Origin of the sequence: Novosphingobium sp. (assembly GCF_030699305.1) — a bacterium.
GTDB lineage: Bacteria > Pseudomonadota > Alphaproteobacteria > Sphingomonadales > Sphingomonadaceae > Novosphingobium.
Map to the genome: position 1 here is coordinate 73,863 of NZ_JAUYNB010000031.1, position 18,594 is coordinate 92,456.

At 64.9% G+C, this 18,594-nt stretch carries 17 protein-coding genes; 10 read left to right on the forward strand and 7 right to left on the reverse strand.

What is annotated here, in order from left to right; translation table 11 throughout:
* Positions 1–10: 10 nt before the first annotated feature.
* The 4 genes from Q8Q53_RS12520 to Q8Q53_RS12535 all read right to left on the reverse strand — a co-directional run bounded on the left by Q8Q53_RS12520 (position 11) and on the right by Q8Q53_RS12535 (position 4,064).
* Positions 11–856 carry a universal stress protein gene (locus tag Q8Q53_RS12520; RefSeq protein WP_305702108.1) on the reverse strand — a complete coding sequence of 282 codons (846 nt, stop codon included), beginning with the start codon at positions 854–856 and terminating at the stop codon, positions 11–13.
* 446 nt (positions 857–1,302) lie between these two features.
* Entirely contained in the window at positions 1,303–2,451 is a 1,149-nt protein-coding gene (locus Q8Q53_RS12525; protein WP_305702109.1) for an alpha-hydroxy acid oxidase, read from the reverse strand.
* Positions 2,452–2,479: 28 nt separating this feature from the next.
* The gene (locus Q8Q53_RS12530; protein ID WP_305702110.1) at positions 2,480–3,103 is read right to left on the reverse strand and encodes a hypothetical protein; all 624 of its coding nucleotides are present in this window, start codon (positions 3,101–3,103) and stop codon (positions 2,480–2,482) included.
* Positions 3,104–3,185: 82 nt separating this feature from the next.
* Positions 3,186–4,064: a neutral zinc metallopeptidase gene (locus Q8Q53_RS12535; protein ID WP_305702111.1), complete on the reverse strand. Its 879-nt coding sequence runs from the start codon at positions 4,062–4,064 to the stop codon at positions 3,186–3,188.
* 114 nt (positions 4,065–4,178) lie between these two features.
* Between Q8Q53_RS12535 and Q8Q53_RS12540 the strand changes: the two genes are divergently transcribed.
* The 5 genes from Q8Q53_RS12540 (at position 4,179) to Q8Q53_RS12560 (ending at position 9,925) form a co-directional block, all read left to right on the forward strand.
* Entirely contained in the window at positions 4,179–4,934 is a 756-nt protein-coding gene (locus Q8Q53_RS12540; protein ID WP_305702112.1) for a 3-hydroxybutyrate dehydrogenase, read from the forward strand.
* Positions 4,935–5,081: 147 nt separating this feature from the next.
* Entirely contained in the window at positions 5,082–6,542 is a 1,461-nt protein-coding gene (locus Q8Q53_RS12545; RefSeq protein WP_305702113.1) for a M28 family peptidase, read from the forward strand.
* 85 nt (positions 6,543–6,627) lie between these two features.
* A complete protein-coding gene (guaB, locus tag Q8Q53_RS12550; RefSeq protein ID WP_305702139.1) occupies positions 6,628–8,085 on the forward strand; it encodes an IMP dehydrogenase in 1,458 nt (485 codons plus the stop codon).
* A gap of 117 nt (positions 8,086–8,202) precedes the next feature.
* Positions 8,203–9,381: an RsmB/NOP family class I SAM-dependent RNA methyltransferase gene (locus tag Q8Q53_RS12555; RefSeq protein ID WP_305702114.1), complete on the forward strand. Its 1,179-nt coding sequence runs from the start codon at positions 8,203–8,205 to the stop codon at positions 9,379–9,381.
* Positions 9,382–9,418: 37 nt separating this feature from the next.
* Positions 9,419–9,925 carry a tetratricopeptide repeat protein gene (locus tag Q8Q53_RS12560; RefSeq protein ID WP_305702115.1) on the forward strand — a complete coding sequence of 169 codons (507 nt, stop codon included), beginning with the start codon at positions 9,419–9,421 and terminating at the stop codon, positions 9,923–9,925.
* A 100-nt stretch (positions 9,926–10,025) separates the two neighbouring features.
* On the opposite strand, the gene Q8Q53_RS12565 is transcribed toward Q8Q53_RS12560, so the two are convergent.
* Together Q8Q53_RS12565 and Q8Q53_RS12570 are read right to left on the reverse strand one after the other, a co-directional pair.
* Positions 10,026–10,511 (reverse strand): RNA pyrophosphohydrolase, encoded by a 486-nt coding sequence (locus Q8Q53_RS12565; protein WP_305702116.1) that lies wholly within the window; start codon positions 10,509–10,511, stop codon positions 10,026–10,028.
* 8 nt (positions 10,512–10,519) lie between these two features.
* Positions 10,520–11,488 carry an alpha/beta hydrolase gene (locus Q8Q53_RS12570; protein WP_305702117.1) on the reverse strand — a complete coding sequence of 323 codons (969 nt, stop codon included), beginning with the start codon at positions 11,486–11,488 and terminating at the stop codon, positions 10,520–10,522.
* A gap of 173 nt (positions 11,489–11,661) precedes the next feature.
* Between Q8Q53_RS12570 and Q8Q53_RS12575 the strand changes: the two genes are divergently transcribed.
* The 5 genes from Q8Q53_RS12575 to Q8Q53_RS12595 are packed head-to-tail and all read left to right on the forward strand — an operon-like array spanning position 11,662 to position 17,334.
* Positions 11,662–13,530, forward strand: a complete 1,869-nt coding sequence (locus Q8Q53_RS12575; protein WP_305702118.1) for a 2-oxoacid:acceptor oxidoreductase subunit alpha — start codon at positions 11,662–11,664, stop codon at positions 13,528–13,530.
* Positions 13,527–14,570, forward strand: a complete 1,044-nt coding sequence (locus tag Q8Q53_RS12580) for a 2-oxoacid:ferredoxin oxidoreductase subunit beta (RefSeq protein ID WP_305702119.1) — start codon at positions 13,527–13,529, stop codon at positions 14,568–14,570. The genes Q8Q53_RS12575 and Q8Q53_RS12580 overlap by 4 nt, the downstream gene beginning before the upstream one ends.
* 8 nt (positions 14,571–14,578) lie before the next feature.
* Entirely contained in the window at positions 14,579–15,004 is a 426-nt protein-coding gene (locus Q8Q53_RS12585; RefSeq protein ID WP_371136553.1) for a GxxExxY protein, read from the forward strand.
* A gap of 36 nt (positions 15,005–15,040) precedes the next feature.
* Positions 15,041–15,973, forward strand: coding sequence for a metal-dependent hydrolase (locus tag Q8Q53_RS12590; RefSeq protein WP_305702120.1), 933 nt, complete (start codon positions 15,041–15,043; stop codon positions 15,971–15,973).
* Complete coding sequence (locus Q8Q53_RS12595) at positions 15,970–17,334, forward strand: deoxyribodipyrimidine photo-lyase (RefSeq protein WP_305702121.1); 1,365 nt, start codon at positions 15,970–15,972, stop codon at positions 17,332–17,334. Before Q8Q53_RS12590 ends, Q8Q53_RS12595 begins: the two co-directional genes overlap by 4 nt.
* Positions 17,335–17,534: 200 nt before the next feature.
* On the opposite strand, the gene Q8Q53_RS12600 is transcribed toward Q8Q53_RS12595, so the two are convergent.
* Entirely contained in the window at positions 17,535–18,584 is a 1,050-nt protein-coding gene (locus Q8Q53_RS12600) for a LacI family DNA-binding transcriptional regulator (RefSeq protein ID WP_305702122.1), read from the reverse strand.
* Positions 18,585–18,594: the final 10 nt, after the last annotated feature.

Consider the following 18,594-nt stretch of genomic DNA (forward strand, 5'->3'; position numbering starts at 1 on the left):
CCTTTTTCTTTCAGTGCGACAGCAGGACCGGCAGGCGCGGGTTGTCGAGCACACTCATCGTGGCTCCCCCCAGCAGGAAATCACGCAAGCGTGAATGACCACAGCCGCCCATGACCAGCAGGTCGGCGTTCAGTTCTATCGCGGTGTCCTGCAGGGCGTCGCCGATCTTGCGGCCGTTCAGACGCCGTTGCTCGACCCGTGCAGCAATGCCGCGCTGGGCCAGGGTTTCTGTCAGATCGGCGTGATCGAGGGTTGAATAGATCGCCTTGTCATCACCGATCATGACCAGCACGATTTCGGCAATTTGCGGCAGAAGGGCAAGCGCATCGCCCAGTGCCCGGGCGGCGTTGCGGGTGTTGTCCCACGCGGCCACGATCCGCTGCGCCGCAAAACTGCCGTCGTGCGCAGCCGGAACAACCAGCAGCGGGCGACCCGTTTCGAACAGCAGATTTTCGGCAATGATCCGGTCGCTGAGTGGGCCGGAACGGTTCGATCCGATCACCAGTGCATCGTGCAGCCGCGCATGGTCGGCGATGTAGTTGATGAGTCCGTGCGAATGGTCAATCGCGGTCACGGTGCGGGCGGTTACACCCAGGGCGGAGCAGTGCTGTTCCAATTGCGCGGCATTGTCGGCGTTGATGCCATCACGATCGCGCGCTTCCTGTTCCAGCACGGCAAAGCTGCGTGCTTCGGCGGACGGAGCGGTATTGGCCTCGATGTTGAACAATAGTCCGGTCAGGCTGGCACCGATCGCCTGACAGAGTGCCGGTGCGTATGCTGCAGGCCCCCGGTCCACGGCGAAGCTGCCCAGCGGGGCATAGAGCGCCACGGATCTGGATCGATTGATGTCGGTCACTGGCAAGTTCCTCGTTTCGTCGTTCAGAAACGAGTGGCCCACGCACCGGCATGGCGAATATTCAGCAAACCGGCATCGGGCACACCCGATGCGGTCCGACATCACGACCGGTCTGGTCGCCAGAGGGGCCCGGCCCGCGTTGCCAAAGTAATGCAATCGGCGTCAGGTTCAAGCCGCGTTTGACCTCGCCGTCGAGGATGCCGGGCGCGTCGAGGCAAAGCCTGCGTTTTCCTACATCACGTCATGCTGTCACACTGGGGAACGGTTCTTTGACAGTGTTGGATTCACGCATGGCGCTCCACCGGGCAGGGCTGCCCCGTTGCTGCAAAAACATTGCCCAGAGGACGACTTTCATCAACTAACCTGGAGAAAGTCGTTTTAAATCAATCGGGGCATTTCAGGCTTGTTACACGGCTTGAACGCTCAGGCACCCCAAAACCGCCCGATCAGCGCCAGCGCAGCCGGTCTGGCGTCAACTGATCGACGCGGGTGACGCCCATCAGCTTCATCCCGCGTTCGATTTCGTCCTGCAGGATGCCCAGCGCGCGTTCGACCCCGTCCTGACCGGCAGCGGCGAGGGCATAGAGGTAGAGGCGGCCGCCCGATGCCGCCGTGGCCCCGGCGCAGAGCGCTTTCAGCGCGTGGGTGCCGCGCCGGACGCCGCCGTCGCAGATGATCTCGATCTGCCCGCCGACCGCATCGACGATTTCGGGGAGCTGGTCGAAGGGGGAACGGCTGCCGTCCAGCTGGCGGCCGCCGTGGTTGGAAATCATGATGGCGTCGGCACCGATTGCCACCGCGCGGCGCGCGTCGGACACGCTCATCACGCCTTTCAGCGCGAACTTGCCGCCCCAGTCCTCGCGCAGTTGCCCGGCCATTTTCCAGTCCATCGACTGGTCGAGCATGGTGTTGAAATAGCCCGCGATCGACACAGCCTCGCCGGTGCCTTCCCTGACGTGGGTGTCGAGGTTGGGCAGTGCGAACTTTTCGCGCAGCAGGTAATCCAGCCCCCAGCGCGGTTTCATCGCATAGCCCAGCAGGTTGCGGGCGGTGAACTTCGGGGGTGAGGTGAACCCGCTGCGGGAGCAGCGTTCGCGCTTGCCGGCGACGATGGTGTCGACCGTCAGCGCGATGGCATCGAACTTTGCCGCCTGGCAGCGTTCGATCATGCTGCGGTTGAGGCCCCGGTCCTTGTGGTAATAGAACTGGAACATCTTGGGATTGTCACCCATCGCCCCGATCTCCTCGATCGAGACGGTGGCCAGGCTGGAAATGCCGAACCACAGCCCGAACTTCGCTGCCGCGCGGGCGACGGCGCGTTCGCCCTGCCAGTGGAACACGCGTTGCAGCGCGGTGGGAGACAGGATCAGCGGCAAGGCGCTGGTGCGGCCCAGGATGGTGCAACTGGTATCGATGGTGTCGACCCCAACCAGCACGTCCGGCACCAGATCGGCGCGGGCATAGGCTTCGGTATTGCGCACCTTGGTCAGTTCATCGTCCGCCGCGCCGTCGATGTAATCGAACACGGGCCAGGGCAGCCGCTGCCGTGCGAGGCGGCGGAAATCGTCGATGTTGTGGCAGTCGGTCAGGCGCATGACCGCAGGGCTAACGCAGGATGGCCGATCAGTCGACCTTTTGCACGACCGGCTGAGACGTGAACTGGACCTTCTGCCCGCGCTGGCGCTTCTCCCTGGCGGAAGATTTGGCAGTTGCCGCAGGGGCCGACGCCTGCATTTGCAGCGGCGCGGCGCGCGCGGGATAGCGGCAGCCGCGTGCCTGCCCGTAACCTTTCAGGAAGGCGCGGCGGGCAAACCCGGCCTGTACGGCCAGCAGCAACCGGCGGTCCTGCTCATTCGCGCCGGAAATCTCGCGGATCAGCCCGCGAAACGGGATGAACGAACCGACCGCCGCCTGGGCGACGCGCCCGGCGGATATTTTCGGCTTGCCGTCCGTCGGCAGATCGATGTCATCCCCCAGCACGGCGTCAAGGTCCGCCACGGCAGCGGACAGCTGCGGGCATTTGCGCAAATCCGCGACGCCATAGGGATCGGCCTGCGCGGCGATCAGCAGGTCGGGAATATCACCCTTGCGCAAGTTGAGATCGGAAATCGGCGTGCGCACCACATCGCCTGCGCTGACGTCGCGGTTGGTTACGGGCTTGTCCGCTTCCTGCTCCTGACTGGCCAGCAGCGGGGCAGTGGTGCCCATCAGGATCAGCGACAGCAACAGGGCAGGGGTAAAGCGCATGGTCCGGACAGTGTCACACCCAGCCGCAAATCCCAACCAGTCCCGCCGCCTGCAGGCAACAGGCTATCGCAAATCGGGGCGGCTATCGCAGATCAGCAAACGTATCGCAGGCGTCCCCGCTCGCGCTTTCCAGCCCGCGCTTCAGCCAGGTCATGCGCTGTTCGCTGGTGCCGTGCGTGAACGATGCCTCAACCGGGCGGCGTCCCGCCTTTTTCATCAGGGTGTCATCCCCGATGGAGTGCGCGGCGTTCAGCCCTTCTTCCATGTCGCCCGGTTCGATCCGGTCGGCGTTCTTGGCGGCCCAGACCCCGGCGTAGCAATCGGCCTGCAATTCCATCCGCACCTGCAACCGGTTGGCAGCCTGCGGGTTCTGCGCCTGGGCGCTCCTGATCTGCTCGGAGATGCCGGTGATGGTCTGGATATGGTGACCATATTCATGGGCGATCACATAGGCGCGGGCAAAATCGCCGCCCGCACCCAGCTTTTGTTCCATCTCGCGGTAGAAATCGGTGTCGATGTAGATCCCGTTGTCGCTGGGGCAATAAAACGGACCCATCGCGCTTTGCGCCGCGCCGCAACCGGAATTGCCGGACTGGGCATAGAACACCAGCTTGGGCGGCACGAACGCGGTGCCGGACGCCCGGAGGATCGGTTCCCAGGTCTTGTTGAGCGAGGACAGCGCGTTGCAGGTTTCGCGGCTCATTGCATCGACCGAACAGCTTTCGGAAATAGTCGAACCGCCTTGCGCAGGTCCGGCCACTTCCGGTCCGGCCTGCTGCATCTGTTGCAGCCCGCCCAGCATCTGGGTGGGATCGACCCCGAACACGACCGCCGCGATCAGCGCGATTACCAGCGTCCCGCAGCCGATCTTGCCGCCCCCGCCGCCCATCCGGAATCCGCCGCCCCCGCCGCGCTGATCCTCGACATTCACGGCGTTGGGATCGAAATCGTCAAGACGCATCGCGCTACCTCTCAAAACAACGGCCATGCAACTTTGGCCAAGACGCTGGACAGGGCTGCGACCCAGCGGCAATGCCCGCGTGTAACGTGTTTTCTCATAGGGTTGGAGTCGGGAATGTTCCTTTCGGGCAAACGGGCGCTGGTAACGGGTTCAACGTCGGGCATCGGCCTCGCCATTGCGCGGTCGCTCCGGGCCGAAGGGGCCGATGTGGTGCTGTCAGGCTTTGGCGATGAAGCCGCGATTGCCGCGCTCTGCGCTGAACTGGGCGCGGTCCACGTCGCTGCCGACCTGTCGCAGCGCGCCGGGGTCGAGGCGCTGATGGCCGGGGCCGGGCCGATCGACATCCTGGTCAACAACGCCGGGATGCAGCACGTCGCCCCGGTGGAAGAATTCCCGGTCGAAAAGTGGGACACGATCATCGCGCTCAACCTGACGGCGGCGTTCGATGCCTGCCGGCTCGCGATCCCGCACATGAAGGCCGCAGGGTGGGGGCGGATCATCAACACCGCCAGCGCCCATTCGCTCACCGCATCGCCGTTCAAGGCAGCCTACGTCTCGGCCAAGCACGGTCTGGCCGGACTGACCAAGACCCTCGCGCTGGAACTGGCGACGCACAACATCACCGCCAATTGCATCAGTCCGGGCTATGTCTGGACGCCGCTGGTCGAAAACCAGATCCCCGATACGATGGCGGCGCGCGGGCTGACGCGCGAACAGGTGATCAACGATGTACTGTTGCAGCGCCAGCCGACCAAGAAGTTCGTCCAGCCATCCGATATCGGCGAAATGGCGGTGTTCCTGTGCAAGGATGCCGCAGCGAACATCACCGGTACGAATATAAGCATGGATGGCGGCTGGACGGCGGAATAAGGCGCGGAGCCGGGGCTACTGTAACTTTCCTGCCACCACACGGCTTTAACTGAATCCACTCGACGAACGGCGCTTGTGGCCGGTTGCGCATTGTGTAGGCTCGCCGCGATGAAGCGTGGCTTTAGAGCGATGAGGCGAGGGGTGGTGGTGGCTTTCGCCACCTGCGCCCTGTTGTCCCCGGCCGTCGCCGCGCCCAAGCGGGACAAGGCGCTGGAAGCCCAGCTGCTGGCCCACATCACCGAACTGGCCAGCGACGCCTATGAAGGGCGCGAACCGGGGACGGAGGGGGAATCGAAGACCCTGCGTTATCTGGGCAAGCAATGGTTCGATATCGGTCTGGAATCGGGCACCAACGACCCGCTGCACAGCTGGTTCGCGCCGGTCAAACTGGTCGCGCGGGAGCCTTATGGCAGCAATGCGATGTTTCTGCGCAAGGGGCGGCGGCTGATCCTGCCAGCCGATTCTGCGCTGGTGCTGACGTCGGCCAAGCGCAGTCTGGTGGAAAACGCGCCGATCGTGTTCGTCGGTACCGGGCAGGTGATCCCGCCGCGCACTGATCTGGCCGGACGGGTCGCGCTGCTGCTGGATGGCGGGCGCGATGATTCGGACCGGCAGAACGCGCTGCTGAAAGGCGGGGCAACCGCCGTGCTTACCGTGCTGGATGGCGACCGGACGCTCGAAAATGTCAGCGCCCGGCGTGAACGGTCAGGCTATGCGCTGGCCAGTGACAGCCTGGGCGGCGATCTGGAAGGTTTCATCACGCGCGCAGGGCTGGACCGGTTGCTGGCCGGAACATCCCAGACCCTGGCAGGGTTGCAGGCTGCCGCAGCGGCCCCCGATTTTGTCCCGCGCCTGATCGAGCTGACCGCGACGCTGGAGGCGACCACCCGCGAAACGCGGATCAACACCCACAACCTGATCGGCAAGCTGCCGGGCCGCAAGCCCGATGGCAAGGCGGTGCTGCTGCTGGCACACTGGGACCACTTCGGGCGCTGCGCCGAGCCGCCTGCCGAAGACCTGATCTGCAACGGCGCGATCGACAACGCCAGCGGGCTGGCCGTGCTGACCGAGATTGCCCGGCGCTTGACGCGGGGCATCACGCCGGACCGCGATGTCTATTTTCTGGCCACGACGGCAGAGGAAATCGGCCTGCTGGGCGCGCACGCCTTTGCCGACAATCCGCCGTTGCCGCTCAATCAGATCGTGGCGGCGTTCAACATCGATACCGTTGCAGTGTCGCCCGCCGGATCGCCGTTCGCGGTCGTCGGCAAGGGGATGACCGGGCTGGACGCGCAGATCGCAGCAGCGGCCAAGGCGCAGAAAAAGAAACTGGTGGCCGGGGACGAGGCCAATGCGTTTGTCCGGCGGCAGGATGGCTGGGCGCTGCTTCAGCATGATGTTCCGGCCGTGATGGTGTCCACCGCGTGGTCGGATATGGGCCGGATGGAACGGTTCATGGACGGTGATTATCACCGCCCCAGCGATAAGGTGAAGCCCGGTATCGAGCTGGGCGGGGCGGCGGATGACGTGACTTTCCTGACTGCGCTGGCCCGCTGGTTCGCCGATCCGAAGAAGGTCCCTGCACCGGCCGATCCACCCGCGAAATAGCGCGGCAAAACGCACTAGCCCTTTTCGGGGAGTGGGTTTACATGGGCCGCCACGATTCTAGACCCCCCGAGGCACTGTGGCATTTATCGATATCCCTCTTGGCCTGACGTTTGACGACGTCCTGCTCCAGCCCGCCGAATCCGATATCGTGCCGTCGATGGCCGATACCCGGACCTGGCTTTCGCGTGAGATTGCGCTGAATATCCCGGTGCTGTCGTCCGCGATGGACACCGTGACCGAAGCCGATATGGCCATCGTCATGGCCCAGCTGGGCGGCATCGGGGTGCTGCACCGCAACCTCAGCCTGGAAGAACAATGCGCTGCCGTCCGCACGGTGAAGCGGTTTGAAAGCGGGATGGTGGTCAACCCGATCACGATCGATCCGAACGCGACGCTGGGCGAAGCCCGCGCGCTGATGCAGGCCAACCGGATCAGCGGCATTCCCGTGGTCGAAGCCAGTGGCAAGCTGGTCGGAATCCTGACCAACCGCGACGTGCGCTTTGCCGATAACCCGGCCCAGCCGGTGCGTGAACTGATGACGCACGAAAACCTCGCCACGGTCAGCACGGGCGTGGGCAAGGAAGAAGCGCGCCGTCTGCTCCACCAGCGCCGGATCGAAAAGCTGCTGGTGGTGGACGATGCGTTCCACTGCGTCGGCCTGATCACGGTGAAGGATATCGAAAAGGCGGTCACGTATCCCAACGCCACCAAGGATTCCGCCGGACGCCTGCGCGTGGCCGCAGCAACCACGGTGGGTGACAAGGGCTTTGAACGGACCGAGGCGCTGCTGGCGGCAGAATGCGACGTCGTGATCATCGACACCGCGCACGGTCACAACAAGGACGTGGCCCGCGCGGTGGAACGGGTGAAGCGGCTGTCCAACTCTGCGCAGGTCATCGCCGGCAACGTCGCCACCTATGACGCCACCCGCGCGCTGATCGATGCTGGTGCGGATGCGGTCAAGGTCGGGATCGGTCCCGGCTCGATCTGCACGACCCGCATCGTTGCGGGCGTGGGCGTGCCGCAGCTGACCGCGATCATGGAAGCATCACGCGCCGCGCGCGACGCGGGCGTGCCGATCATTGCCGATGGCGGTTTGCGCACATCGGGCGATGCGGCCAAGGCGCTCGCCGCCGGGGCCTCGTCGGTCATGGTCGGATCGTTGCTGGCCGGGACCGAGGAAGCACCGGGTGAAACGTTCCTCTATCAGGGCCGCGCCTATAAGTCGTATCGCGGCATGGGCTCGGTCGGTGCGATGGGCAGCGGCAGCGCGGACCGCTATTTCCAGGGCGATATCAAGGACCAGATGAAGCTGGTTCCTGAAGGGATCGAAGGCCAGGTGCCTTACAAGGGACCGGCCAAGGATGTCGTTCACCAGTTGGTCGGCGGAATCAAGGCGGCGATGGGCTATACCGGCTCTGCCACCATCGAGGAACTGCGGACCAAGGCCAACTTCGTGCGGATCACCGGGGCGGGGCTGAAGGAAAGCCACGTTCACGATGTGACGATTACCCGCGAAGCGCCCAATTACCCGACGCGGTAACCGGGCGGTGCGGGCGTGTCTCGACTTCGCTCGACACGAACGTCGTTGGGCTTGCTTGAGTTTATCCGTTCGTGTCGAGCGAAGTCGAGACACGTTGCGCAGGGGTAACCAAACACCATGACCCCACAGGCCCGCGTTCAGGCTGCGATCGAAGTGCTCGATCTGGTGATTGACGCCGCGCGCCGGGGCGGGGCTCCGGCCGACCGGATCATCTCGGACTGGTTCCGCACCCGCCGCTTTGCAGGCAGCGGGGATCGCCGCGCGGTGCGCGACCTGGCCTACGCCGCGATCCGCGCTTGCGGTGAAATCCCCGCAAACGGGCGAGCGGCGGTGGTGCTGCTGGCCAGCGGCAATGCGGCATTGGCCGGACTGTTCGACGGTTCGCGCCATGCGCCTGAACCCATCGCTGCCGATGAACCCTTGGCCGAAGCCGGGATCGCACCGCGCTGGCTGGCCGAGGCTCTGAGCGCCAGCGGGGTAAGCGCGAGCAATGCCGCCGCACTGCTGGACCGGGCGCCGCTCGATATCCGGGTCAATTCCTTGAAGGCGGACCGCGCTACGCTGGACCTGCCGCTGGCGGGCGAACCGCTGCTCGCCCCGCAGGGACTGCGCCTGCCGCACGGCACCAATGTCGAAAGCTGGGACGCCTATCAGGCGGGTCAGATTGAGGTGCAGGACGGCGGATCGCAGCTGACCTGTCTGGCAGTCGCCGCGCAGCCGGGGGAAACGGTGATTGACCTCTGCGCCGGGGCAGGCGGCAAGACGCTCGCGCTGGCGGCAGCGATGGACGGGCAGGGGCGGTTGATCGCCTGCGATACCGATCGGACGCGCCTCTCGCGGTTGACCCCGCGCGCGGAGCGGGCTGGGGTCAGCAATATCGAGGTGCGGCTGCTCGATCCGCAGCGTGAGACAGCGTTGCTGACCGACCTCGCCGGACAGGCCGACGCGGTGCTGGTCGATGCGCCGTGTTCGGGCACCGGGACCTGGCGGCGCAACCCGGAAGCGCGCTGGCGGCTCAGCCCGCAGGAAGTGGCCCGCTATGCTGCGGTTCAGTCGCGCTTGCTGGACATTGCAGCCGGCTTGGTGCGCCCCGGTGGGCGTTTGGTGTTTGTCACCTGCTCGCTGCTCGATGCCGAAGGGGCAAACCAGATCGACGCGTTTCTGGCGCGCCAGCCGGGCTGGCGGGCCGAGGCGCCCGGTATCGGCGCAGGCAACCCGCGTGGGTCGGGGCTGCGGCTGTCGCCGTGGGATGACGGCACCGACGGCTTTTTCGTCGCGCGCCTGCTGAAGCTGTGATAGCTCAACTGATATGCCGACCATTCGGGAGCAAATGATGCGTTATACCCCCGCTGCCCTCGCGCTGGCCATGCTGGTCGCGGTGACGTCCAGCGTGGGTCAGGGCAAAGCCCCCGCGCCGCTTGATCCGCGCGCTGCGTCGCTGGTGCAGCAAGGCCGCGCGGCCTTGACCGCTGGCAATGTCGATGGGGCGATCGACGCCTATGAATCCGCGCTGGTGGTGCAGCCCGGCCATGTTGCGATTTACCTCAATCTGGCCGAAGCAACCCGCAAGCAGGGGATGCAGGGCAAGGCGCTGCGCTATTACCGGCAAGCGCTGAAGCTGGAACCGGACAACCAGTACGCGATCGGCGGCGAAGGCCTGGCGCTGGTGGAAAAGGGCGCGGTCGAAAAGGCGCGGCGGAACCTGTCGCGGCTGAACCAGTTGTGCGGCGGAACCTGTGCGCCCGCACGCGATCTGGCAGCGGCGATTGCGGCTGGCCCGGTGCCCAAGGTGGTGACCGCCGATCAGATCAAGGCCGAGCCGGTGGTGGTGGAAAACTGAGCCCCGCGCGGTGACTCGCATCCTCGCGCAGTGAACCGCACCCCATCGCGTCTACCCGCCTGAGGCCCCCGCCTGCGCGGGGGAGCAGTCAGGTGGTGGTTCAGATCAGATCGCGGAACTCATCCAGCACGGCACGGTAAACGCGCTTTTTGAACGGCACGATCACATCCGGCAGCAGCGCCGGTTCCAGCCATTTCCAGTCGAAGAACTCCGGCGGATTGTGCGCTTCCAGATCGATTTGCGCATCTTCGCCCGAAAAGCGCGCCAGCAGCCAGTGCTGGCGCTGGCCGCGAAACTTGCCGCCCAGCACCCGGCCCAGCAGCTCGGGCGGCAGATCATACAGCAGCTCCTCGCGCGTTTGCGCCAGGATCGTCACATGTTCGGCGCGGACGCCGGTTTCTTCCCACAGTTCACGCAAGGCCGCGTCGCGCAGGTCTTCGCCGTCGTCGATGCCGCCTTGCGGCATCTGCCAGAATTCACCCTCCTGGTTGTCGATCCGCCGGCCGACAAAGGCGTGGCCGGCGGAATTGACGAGCATCACGCCCACGCAGGGGCGATACGGCAAATTGGCAAATGGATCGGTCATGGGGCCCTTTAGGCCGAAATCCGCTCCAGCATCAACTTCATTGCCTTGAAGATGGTGTGCGTATCGGCCTGCGCGCTGGGCACAGCCTTGCGCAAGTTGACGAAGCCGTGAACGATGCCCTTCATTTCCATGTAGTGGCATTCCACCCCGGCCTGGATCAGCGCGGCGGCATAGCGGCGGCCCTGATCGCGCAAGGGATCAAGTCCCGCCGTGGCCAGTACGGTTGGCGGCGCGGCGGTGTGGTCACCGTGGATCGGATAGGCCCGCGCTTCCCCCGCGACCGGGGCGTAGCAGTCCATGAACCAGTCCATCGTTTTCTTGGTCAGAACAAAACCCTCGGCGAATTCCTGCATCGAGCCATCCGACGATTCGTCGGTTGCGGGATAGATCGGCACTTGCATGATCACCGGCACGGCGGCGGCCTTGGTCGCGAGCGCCTGCGGCACGACGATGGCCAGATGTCCGCCCGCGCTGTCACCGATGGTGATCAGGCCGGTGACGGTGAGGCCAAGGTCAGCCGGGCTTTCCGCCACCCAGCGGGTCGCCGCTTCGCAATCGTCCGCCGCCGCCGGATAGGGCGCTTCGGGGGCAAGGCGGTAATGCACTGCCACCACCGGCAGATCCATTGCCGTGGCGATTTCGGTGCAGAGCGCGTGGTGCGTATCCAGATCGCCGATCACGAACCCGCCGCCGTGATAGAACATGATGACCGGCCCGGCTGCGCGCGTTTCGCGGGCGTCATACAGGCGCAGCGGGATGTCGCCGTCAGGACCGGGACAGGCCAGGTCCTTGATCACCGCCAGCGGCAAGGCGTCCGCTTCCAGCATCGCGCCCATCGCCAGATAGGCTGCGCGGGCGTCGGCCAGCGGAATGTCGCTCATTTCCGGGCCGCCGATCGCAACCAGTGCATCAAGCACAGCTTTCACGTCGGGACGCACGTAGGGCGTGGTATCGGGCATCAGGGAATCCTCTCTCATTGCTGTTTAATCGGCAGGTTAAGTCGCTAAATGCCACTTGACTAGCCGCCTTGGCGCTCCTCTTGTGGTTTTGCTGACGAGACAGTTTTTCTTGATTGCGCAGTCGGCAAGGAGGGGACTAGGGCGGCTTCCGAGTGAGAAGGGGCGGCCGGTCCGCCTGACAAGGAACAAGCATGGCAACGCAACTCGCCGATCCCAAAGTCCAGTCCACCAACGCCCCCGAATCAGTCGTCGTCCGGTTCGCCGGAGACTCTGGCGACGGGATGCAGTTGACCGGTGGGCAGTTTACCCTTTCGACCGCGCTGTCCGGCAACGATCTGGCCACATTCCCTGATTTCCCTGCGGAAATCCGCGCGCCGCAAGGTACGCTGTTTGGCGTTTCGGCGTTCCAGATCAACTTCGGATCGACCGAGATCGACACTGCGGGCGATGCGCCCGACGTGCTGGTGGCGATGAACCCGGCGGCGCTGAAAACCAACGTGCAGGCCCTGAAGCCGGGCGGGCTGATCATTGCCGACACGGGCGAGTTCTCGAAGCGGAACCTGGAAAAGGCGAAGTATGACGTCAGCCCGCTGGAAGACGGCAGTCTGGCCAGGTGGCAATTGCTGGCCTTCGATATCAGCGCGCTGACGCTGGAATCGGTGAAGCCGTTCGGCCTTGGCAACAAGGAAGCGCTGCGCTGCAAGAACATGTGGACGCTGGGGCTCGCGCTGTGGATGTTCGACCGGGATCGCGCGCCGCTGATTGACTGGTTGAAGGGTAAGTTCGCCAAGAACCCGGTGCTCGCCGATGCCAACATCGCCGCATTGAACGCTGGCCATGCTTATGGCGAAACCGCGGAACTGGGCGGCCAGATCAAGAAGGTTCACCTCGATCCGGTGGCCTCGCCGCCGGGCCTCTATCGCACGGTCACGGGCGCGGATGCGGTGGCGCTGGGGCTGGTTGCGGGCGCGCAGCTGGCCGACTTGCCGATGTTCTTCGGCGGCTATCCGATCACACCCGCCAGCTCGATCCTGCACAGCCTGGTCCGGCTGAAGGAATTCGGCGTCACCACGTTCCAGGCGGAAGACGAAATCGCGGCGATCTGCGCCTCGATCGGGGCCAGCTATGCCGGGCAACTGGGCGTCACGTCCTCGTCCGGTCCGGGTATCGCGCTGAAGGGTGAGGCGATGGGCCTGGCCGTGATGACCGAACTGCCGCTGGTGATCGTCAATTCGCAGCGCGGCGGTCCGTCGACCGGCCTGCCGACCAAGACCGAGCAGAGCGATCTTTATCAGGCGGTCTATGGCCGCAATGGTGACGCACCGATCCCGGTGGTTGCCGCCCGCAGCCCCTCCGATGCGTTCGACTGCGCGATCGAGGCGTGCCGCATCGCGGTGCAGTATATGACCCCGGTCATCCTGCTGACCGATGGCTACATCGCCAACGCCGCGGAACCGTGGAAAGTGCCCGATCCGGCCACGTTCACGCCGTTCCCGGTATCGTTCCTGCAGGAAAAGAACGCAGGCGATACCCTGCTGCCCTACAAGCGCGACGAAAAGGGCGCGCGGCCGTGGATCAAGGCTGGCACGCCGGGTCTGATGCACCGCATCGGCGGGATCGAAAAGGCGGTCGATACCGGCCACCTCGATTACTCGTCCGAAAACCATCAGGCCCAGACCGACGCCCGCAAGGCCAAGATCGACGGCATCGCCAAGAGCATCCCGGCGCAGGAAGTGACGCTGGGCACCGCAGGCGGCAAGCTGGCCGTGGTCGGCTGGGGCAGCACGTATGGCCCGATCCACCAGGCCGTTCGCCGTGCGCGGGCCAAGGGGCAGGATGCCAGCCACATCCACGTGCGCCACATCTGGCCGCTGCCGGAAAACCTGGGCGAACTGCTCAAGGGTTATGACCGCGTGCTGGTGCCCGAAATGAACACCGGCCAGTTCAAGACCGTGCTGCGCGACCAGTATCTCGTGGACGCCAAGCCCCTGACCAAGACCTCCGGCCAGCCCTTTACGATCGCTGAGATCGAGGCGGCCATTGAAGGAGCGCTTTCATGAACGACATGACCCCTATCGCCAAGGTCCAGACCACGCTGAAGGACTGGGAAACTGATCAGGAAGTGCGCTGGTGCCCCGGCTGCGGTGACTACGCGATCCTGAAAGCGGTGCAGCGCACCTTGCCGGAACTGGGCGCGGACCCATCCAAGACGGTGTTCGTATCAGGCATCGGTTGCTCCAGCCGGTTCCCCTACTACGTTGAAAGCTATGGCTTCCACACCATTCACGGGCGCGCTCCGGCGTTTGCCACGGGGATCAAGCTGGCTAATCCGGAACTGGATGTCTGGCTGGTGACGGGTGACGGTGATGGGATGTCGATCGGCGGCAACCACACGATGCACGTGCTGCGCCGCAATCTGAACTGTCAGATCATGTTGTTCAACAACGAGATCTACGGGCTGACCAAGGGCCAGTATTCGCCCACCAGCCGCCAGGGCACCAACAGCCCGACGACACCGCTGGGCTCGGTCGACCGTCCGGCCAGCCCCTGTGCCTTTGCCCTGGGCGCGGGTGCGCGGTTCATCGCGCGCGGGTTCGACGTGTCGAAGGAACTGCCCAGCGTGCTGAAGGCGGCTTACGCCCACCGCGGCGCGGCCTTCATCGAAATCTTCCAGAACTGCATCGTCTACAACAAGGACCGGTTCGAGGAATTCGCCGCCCCGAAGGGCGCCGAAGACCGGCAGCTGTGGCTCAAGGCTGGCGAACCGATGCTGTTCGGCAAAGGCACCAAGGGCATTGCGCTGGATGTCGAAGCGCTGACGCTGAAAGTCGTCGACGTGGCGGACGGCGATTGGCAGGCGGCCGGCGTGATCGTGCATGACGTCACCAACCGCTCAATCGCACACATGCTGGTGGAAATGCCGTTCGGTCCGTTCCCGATGGCCCTCGGCGTGCTCTACGACGATCCGCGCCCGACGTTCGAAGACGCCGTGCTGGGCCAGGACGCCAAGTCCCGCGAAGGCAAGGTCGCCGACCTCGGCAAGCTGCTCGCCAAGGGGCAGACGTGGACGGTGGACGACCACGAAGGGCATCCGGCTTAAGGGATTTGGTGTCACACGAAGACACGAAGATGTTGCATCCGGATCGACTGGAGGCAATCACTCGCAGTGTCATTGATTGTGGCTACCATATTCATCGGGATCTTGGTCCGGGTCTGCTGGAATCGGCCTATGAGGCGCTGCTAGCGGCAGCACTCAGCAATGCTGGACTTTCGGTACGGCGGCAGGTTTCGGTTGCGATGAATTATCGGGGCATTGCCGTCGACAACGCCTTCAAGGTCGATTTGTTGGTCGAAGACACTTTGATTATCGAACTGAAATCGATCGAGCGTCTGGCACCGGTTCATGCAAAGCAGGTTTTGACTTATCTTCGATTGATGCAACTCCCGCTGGGTCTGCTGATGAATTTCGGTCAAACGACCTTCAAGGATGGCCTTCGACGCGTGGCCAACGACTATTACGCTCCTGGTGGTTAGGCGAAACATCTTCGTGGCTTTGTGTGAAGCAAAATAGTGGACAACGTCACCCATTCCCTGATCGGTGCCGCGCTGGGGCAGGCTGGTCTCAAGCGCCGGACTGGCCTCGCCATGCCCGCGTTGATCATCGGTGCGAACTTGCCCGATCTGGATGCAAGCTGCTTCCTCTGGCTGGACGGGACCGAGCATCTGGGGTTCCGGCGCGGGATTACGCATGGGCCGCCGGCGATGCTGCTGCTGCCGCTGGTGCTGGCCGGGCTGTTGTGGGGCTATGACCGCTGGCAAACCCGGCGCGGCACCCGGCCGGAAGGGCGGCTGCCAGTCAGCTTTGCGTGGCTCTATATCCTCAGCCTGATCGGCTGCATCAGCCATCCGCTGTTCGACTGGTTCAACAATTACGGCATCCGCCTGCTTGAGCCGTTTTCGAGCCGCTGGTTCTATGGCGATACGCTGTTCATCATCGACATCTGGGTGCTGGCGATGCTGGGCCTGGGCGTCTGGCAATCGCGGCGGCGGGAGCGGGACGGGGCAGAGCGCCCGGCGCGCCCGGCCCGCGCGGCGCTGATTGCGCTGGCGGGCTATGTCGGCCTGAACATGGTGCTCAGCCAGGTGTCGGCCGATCTGGCGCGGATGCGCGAGCCTTATCCCGCAACCGTGGTGTCGCAGCCGGTGCCGTTGGCGTTTTGGCGGCGCGAAATCCTGTGGCGCAGCGGGGACCGGCACGGAGCCTATGACTGGTCGCTGTTCGGCGGGGCCAAGGCTGTTGATGTGCAGGGTCGCCCGACGAACATGGCCGATCCGCGCATCACTGCCTGGGCAAAGGGGAATGCCGGTGCAGAGGCGTTCCTGTTCTGGAGCCGGATGCCACTGGCCGAGGTGGGACCAAAGGGCATCTTGCTGACCGACCAGCGTTTCGCGCAATCTCCGGCACGATCCGGATTTACGGTAACACTGAAACCCAAACCATGACCACCCCCTCCATCGTCTGGCTGCGGCGCGACTTGCGGTTGGCAGATCAGGCCGCTTTCTACGCCGCCTCACAGGCCGGGCCGGTGATCCCGGTCTATGTGCTGGATGACGATACGCCCCGCCACCGCCGGATGGGCGGCGCGTCACGCTGGTGGCTGCATCATTCGCTGGAGCGTCTGGATGCCGATCTGCGCGCACGCGGATCGCGGCTGATCCTGCGGCGCGGCAAGGTGGACGAGGTGCTGCCCGCGCTGGCGGCCGAAACCGGGGCGAGCGCGGTCCATGCGCTCCACCATTACGAGCCGTGGTGGCGCAATGCCGAACGCGCGGTGGGCAAGGCTATGCCGCTGCACCTCCACCACGGCAACACGCTGGCCCCGCCGGGATCGGTGCTGACCGGCAGCGGCACACCGTTCAAGATCTTCACCCCGTTCTGGCGCGCGCTGAGTGAGCGGATGCCGCCCGCGCCGCCGCTGCCGGTCCCGGACCTGACCGCGCCCACCCATTGGCCTGCCAGCGATCCGCTGGACAGCTGGGGTCTGCTGCCGATCAAGCCGGACTGGGCAGGCGGCTTTCGCGCGGAATGGACGCCGGGCGAGGGCGGGGCGCTGGAGCGGCTGGAAACCTTCGTGCGCCGCGCGCCGAAATATGCGGAGCATCGCAACCTGCCATCGATGGAAGGAACGTCACGGCTGTCGGCGCACCTGCATTTCGGGGAAGTCTCGCCCGCCATGGTCTGGCACCGGACGGCGGCTGCGGGCGGATCAGTGGCGACGTTCCTGGGGGAGATCGGCTGGCGCGAATATGCCCAGAACGTGATCGTCCAGTTGCCCGACTATGGCAACCGCAACGCGCGCGAGGCTTATGACCGGTTCCCGTGGCGTGCAGGGCCGGATGCCGACGCGGATTTTGCCGCCTGGACGCAGGGGCGTACCGGCTATCCCATCGTCGATGCCGGGATGCGGCAGCTGTGGGTATCGGGCTGGATGCACAACCGGGTGCGGATGATTGCCGCCAGCTTCCTGATCAAGCACCTGCTGGTCGACTGGCGGCGCGGCGATCAGTGGTTCTGGGACACGCTGGTCGATGCCGATTACGGATCGAACGCGGTCAACTGGCAATGGAGCGCCGGGACGGGCGTGGACAGTAACATGTTCGTGCGGATCATGGCCCCGCTGACCCAGTCGCCCAAGTTCGATGCGGGCGATTATATCCGCCAGTGGGTGCCGGAATTGGCGCACCTGTCGGATCTTGAAATCCACGATCCGGTCAAGCCGGTGCGCGGTTATCCGCAAAAGATCGTCGATCACGCCGCCGCGCGCGCGCGGGCGCTGGCGGCGCATCAAGCACTGAAAGGCTAGGGAGCCACCAGTCACAGTGGTCCGCCGACTGTCATCCGGAACTTGGTTCAGGATCCATCTCTCGGCAAGTGCAGGGCCAACTGATCGTGGCTGCGGTGTCGTTGCGCTGAACCAGCTTCGCTCTGCACGCGCGGCACGATGGATGCTGAAACAAGTTCAGCATGACGACATTTGAGGGGAGCGGGCGGGCTGGGGCGGACCTAGCCCCGCCGCGTGCTTTCACGGGCCAGCAGCGTCACCGGTACGCGGCGTGGTTTGTGGGCGTTGCCGGCGATCACGGCGAGCAGCTTGTCCACCAGCATCGCCCCGGCGGCGGTGAAATCGGGTTGGATGCTCGACAGCGGCGGCATGGCGTGGGCGCTGGCGCGGATGCCGTCGAAGCCGATTAACCCGCAGTCCTGCGGCACGCGGGTGCCGGTTTCGGTGAGTTCGCGCAGGACGCCCAGCGCCAGTTCGTCGCACACCGCAAACACCGCATCGAACGGCTGGCCGCTGGCCTTCAGCGCGCGGACGGCGCGGCGGCCTTGTTCTTCGCGGCTGAGGCCTTCCTCGATTTCCACCAATGACGGTTCAAGGCCAGCAGCGCGGATCGCTTCGCAATATCCGTCATAGCGTTCCTTGAACTGGCGCTGCAGCGACTGCTCGGAGCCGACGCACACGATCTGGCGAAAGCCCGCCTCGATCAGGTGGTCGGTCGCCAGCACGGCCCCGGCGTGGTTGTCGCTGCGGATCCATTCGAGGTCGTCGAACGGTGAGCCCCAGCACACCAGTTTCATGCCGGACTGGCCCAGATCGCGGTAATAATTCCACGCGTCCAGGTTCTGGGTCGTGCCGATCACGATCAGTCCGTCGGCCTTGCGGCGTTCCTCGTACCGGCCCGACAGGTTTTGCGGCCCGTCCTGAAAGCTGACCAGCGTCTCATAGCCGCGCGTCGAGGCAGCGGCGCAGATCGTGCCGAGCAGCGAATAGGTGAACGGGTTGAGGTCCTTGCGGTCTTCATCCGGGCGGCAGATCACCACCACCGCCAGCGTGCCCGTCTTGCCGGTGCGCAGCCGCGCGGCGTTTTCATCGACGGAATAGTTCAGGCGGCGAGCCGCTTCGGCCACGCGCAGCCGGGTTGCCTCGCTCACCACCGGGTCGCCCGCCAGCGCGCGCGAAACTGTGGACTGGCTGACACCCGCTTCGGCCGCCACGTCGAACGAAGTCACGCGGTAGCTGCGTGCCTTGGCCTTGCTGTTGTCCCCATCCATCGAAGCGCCT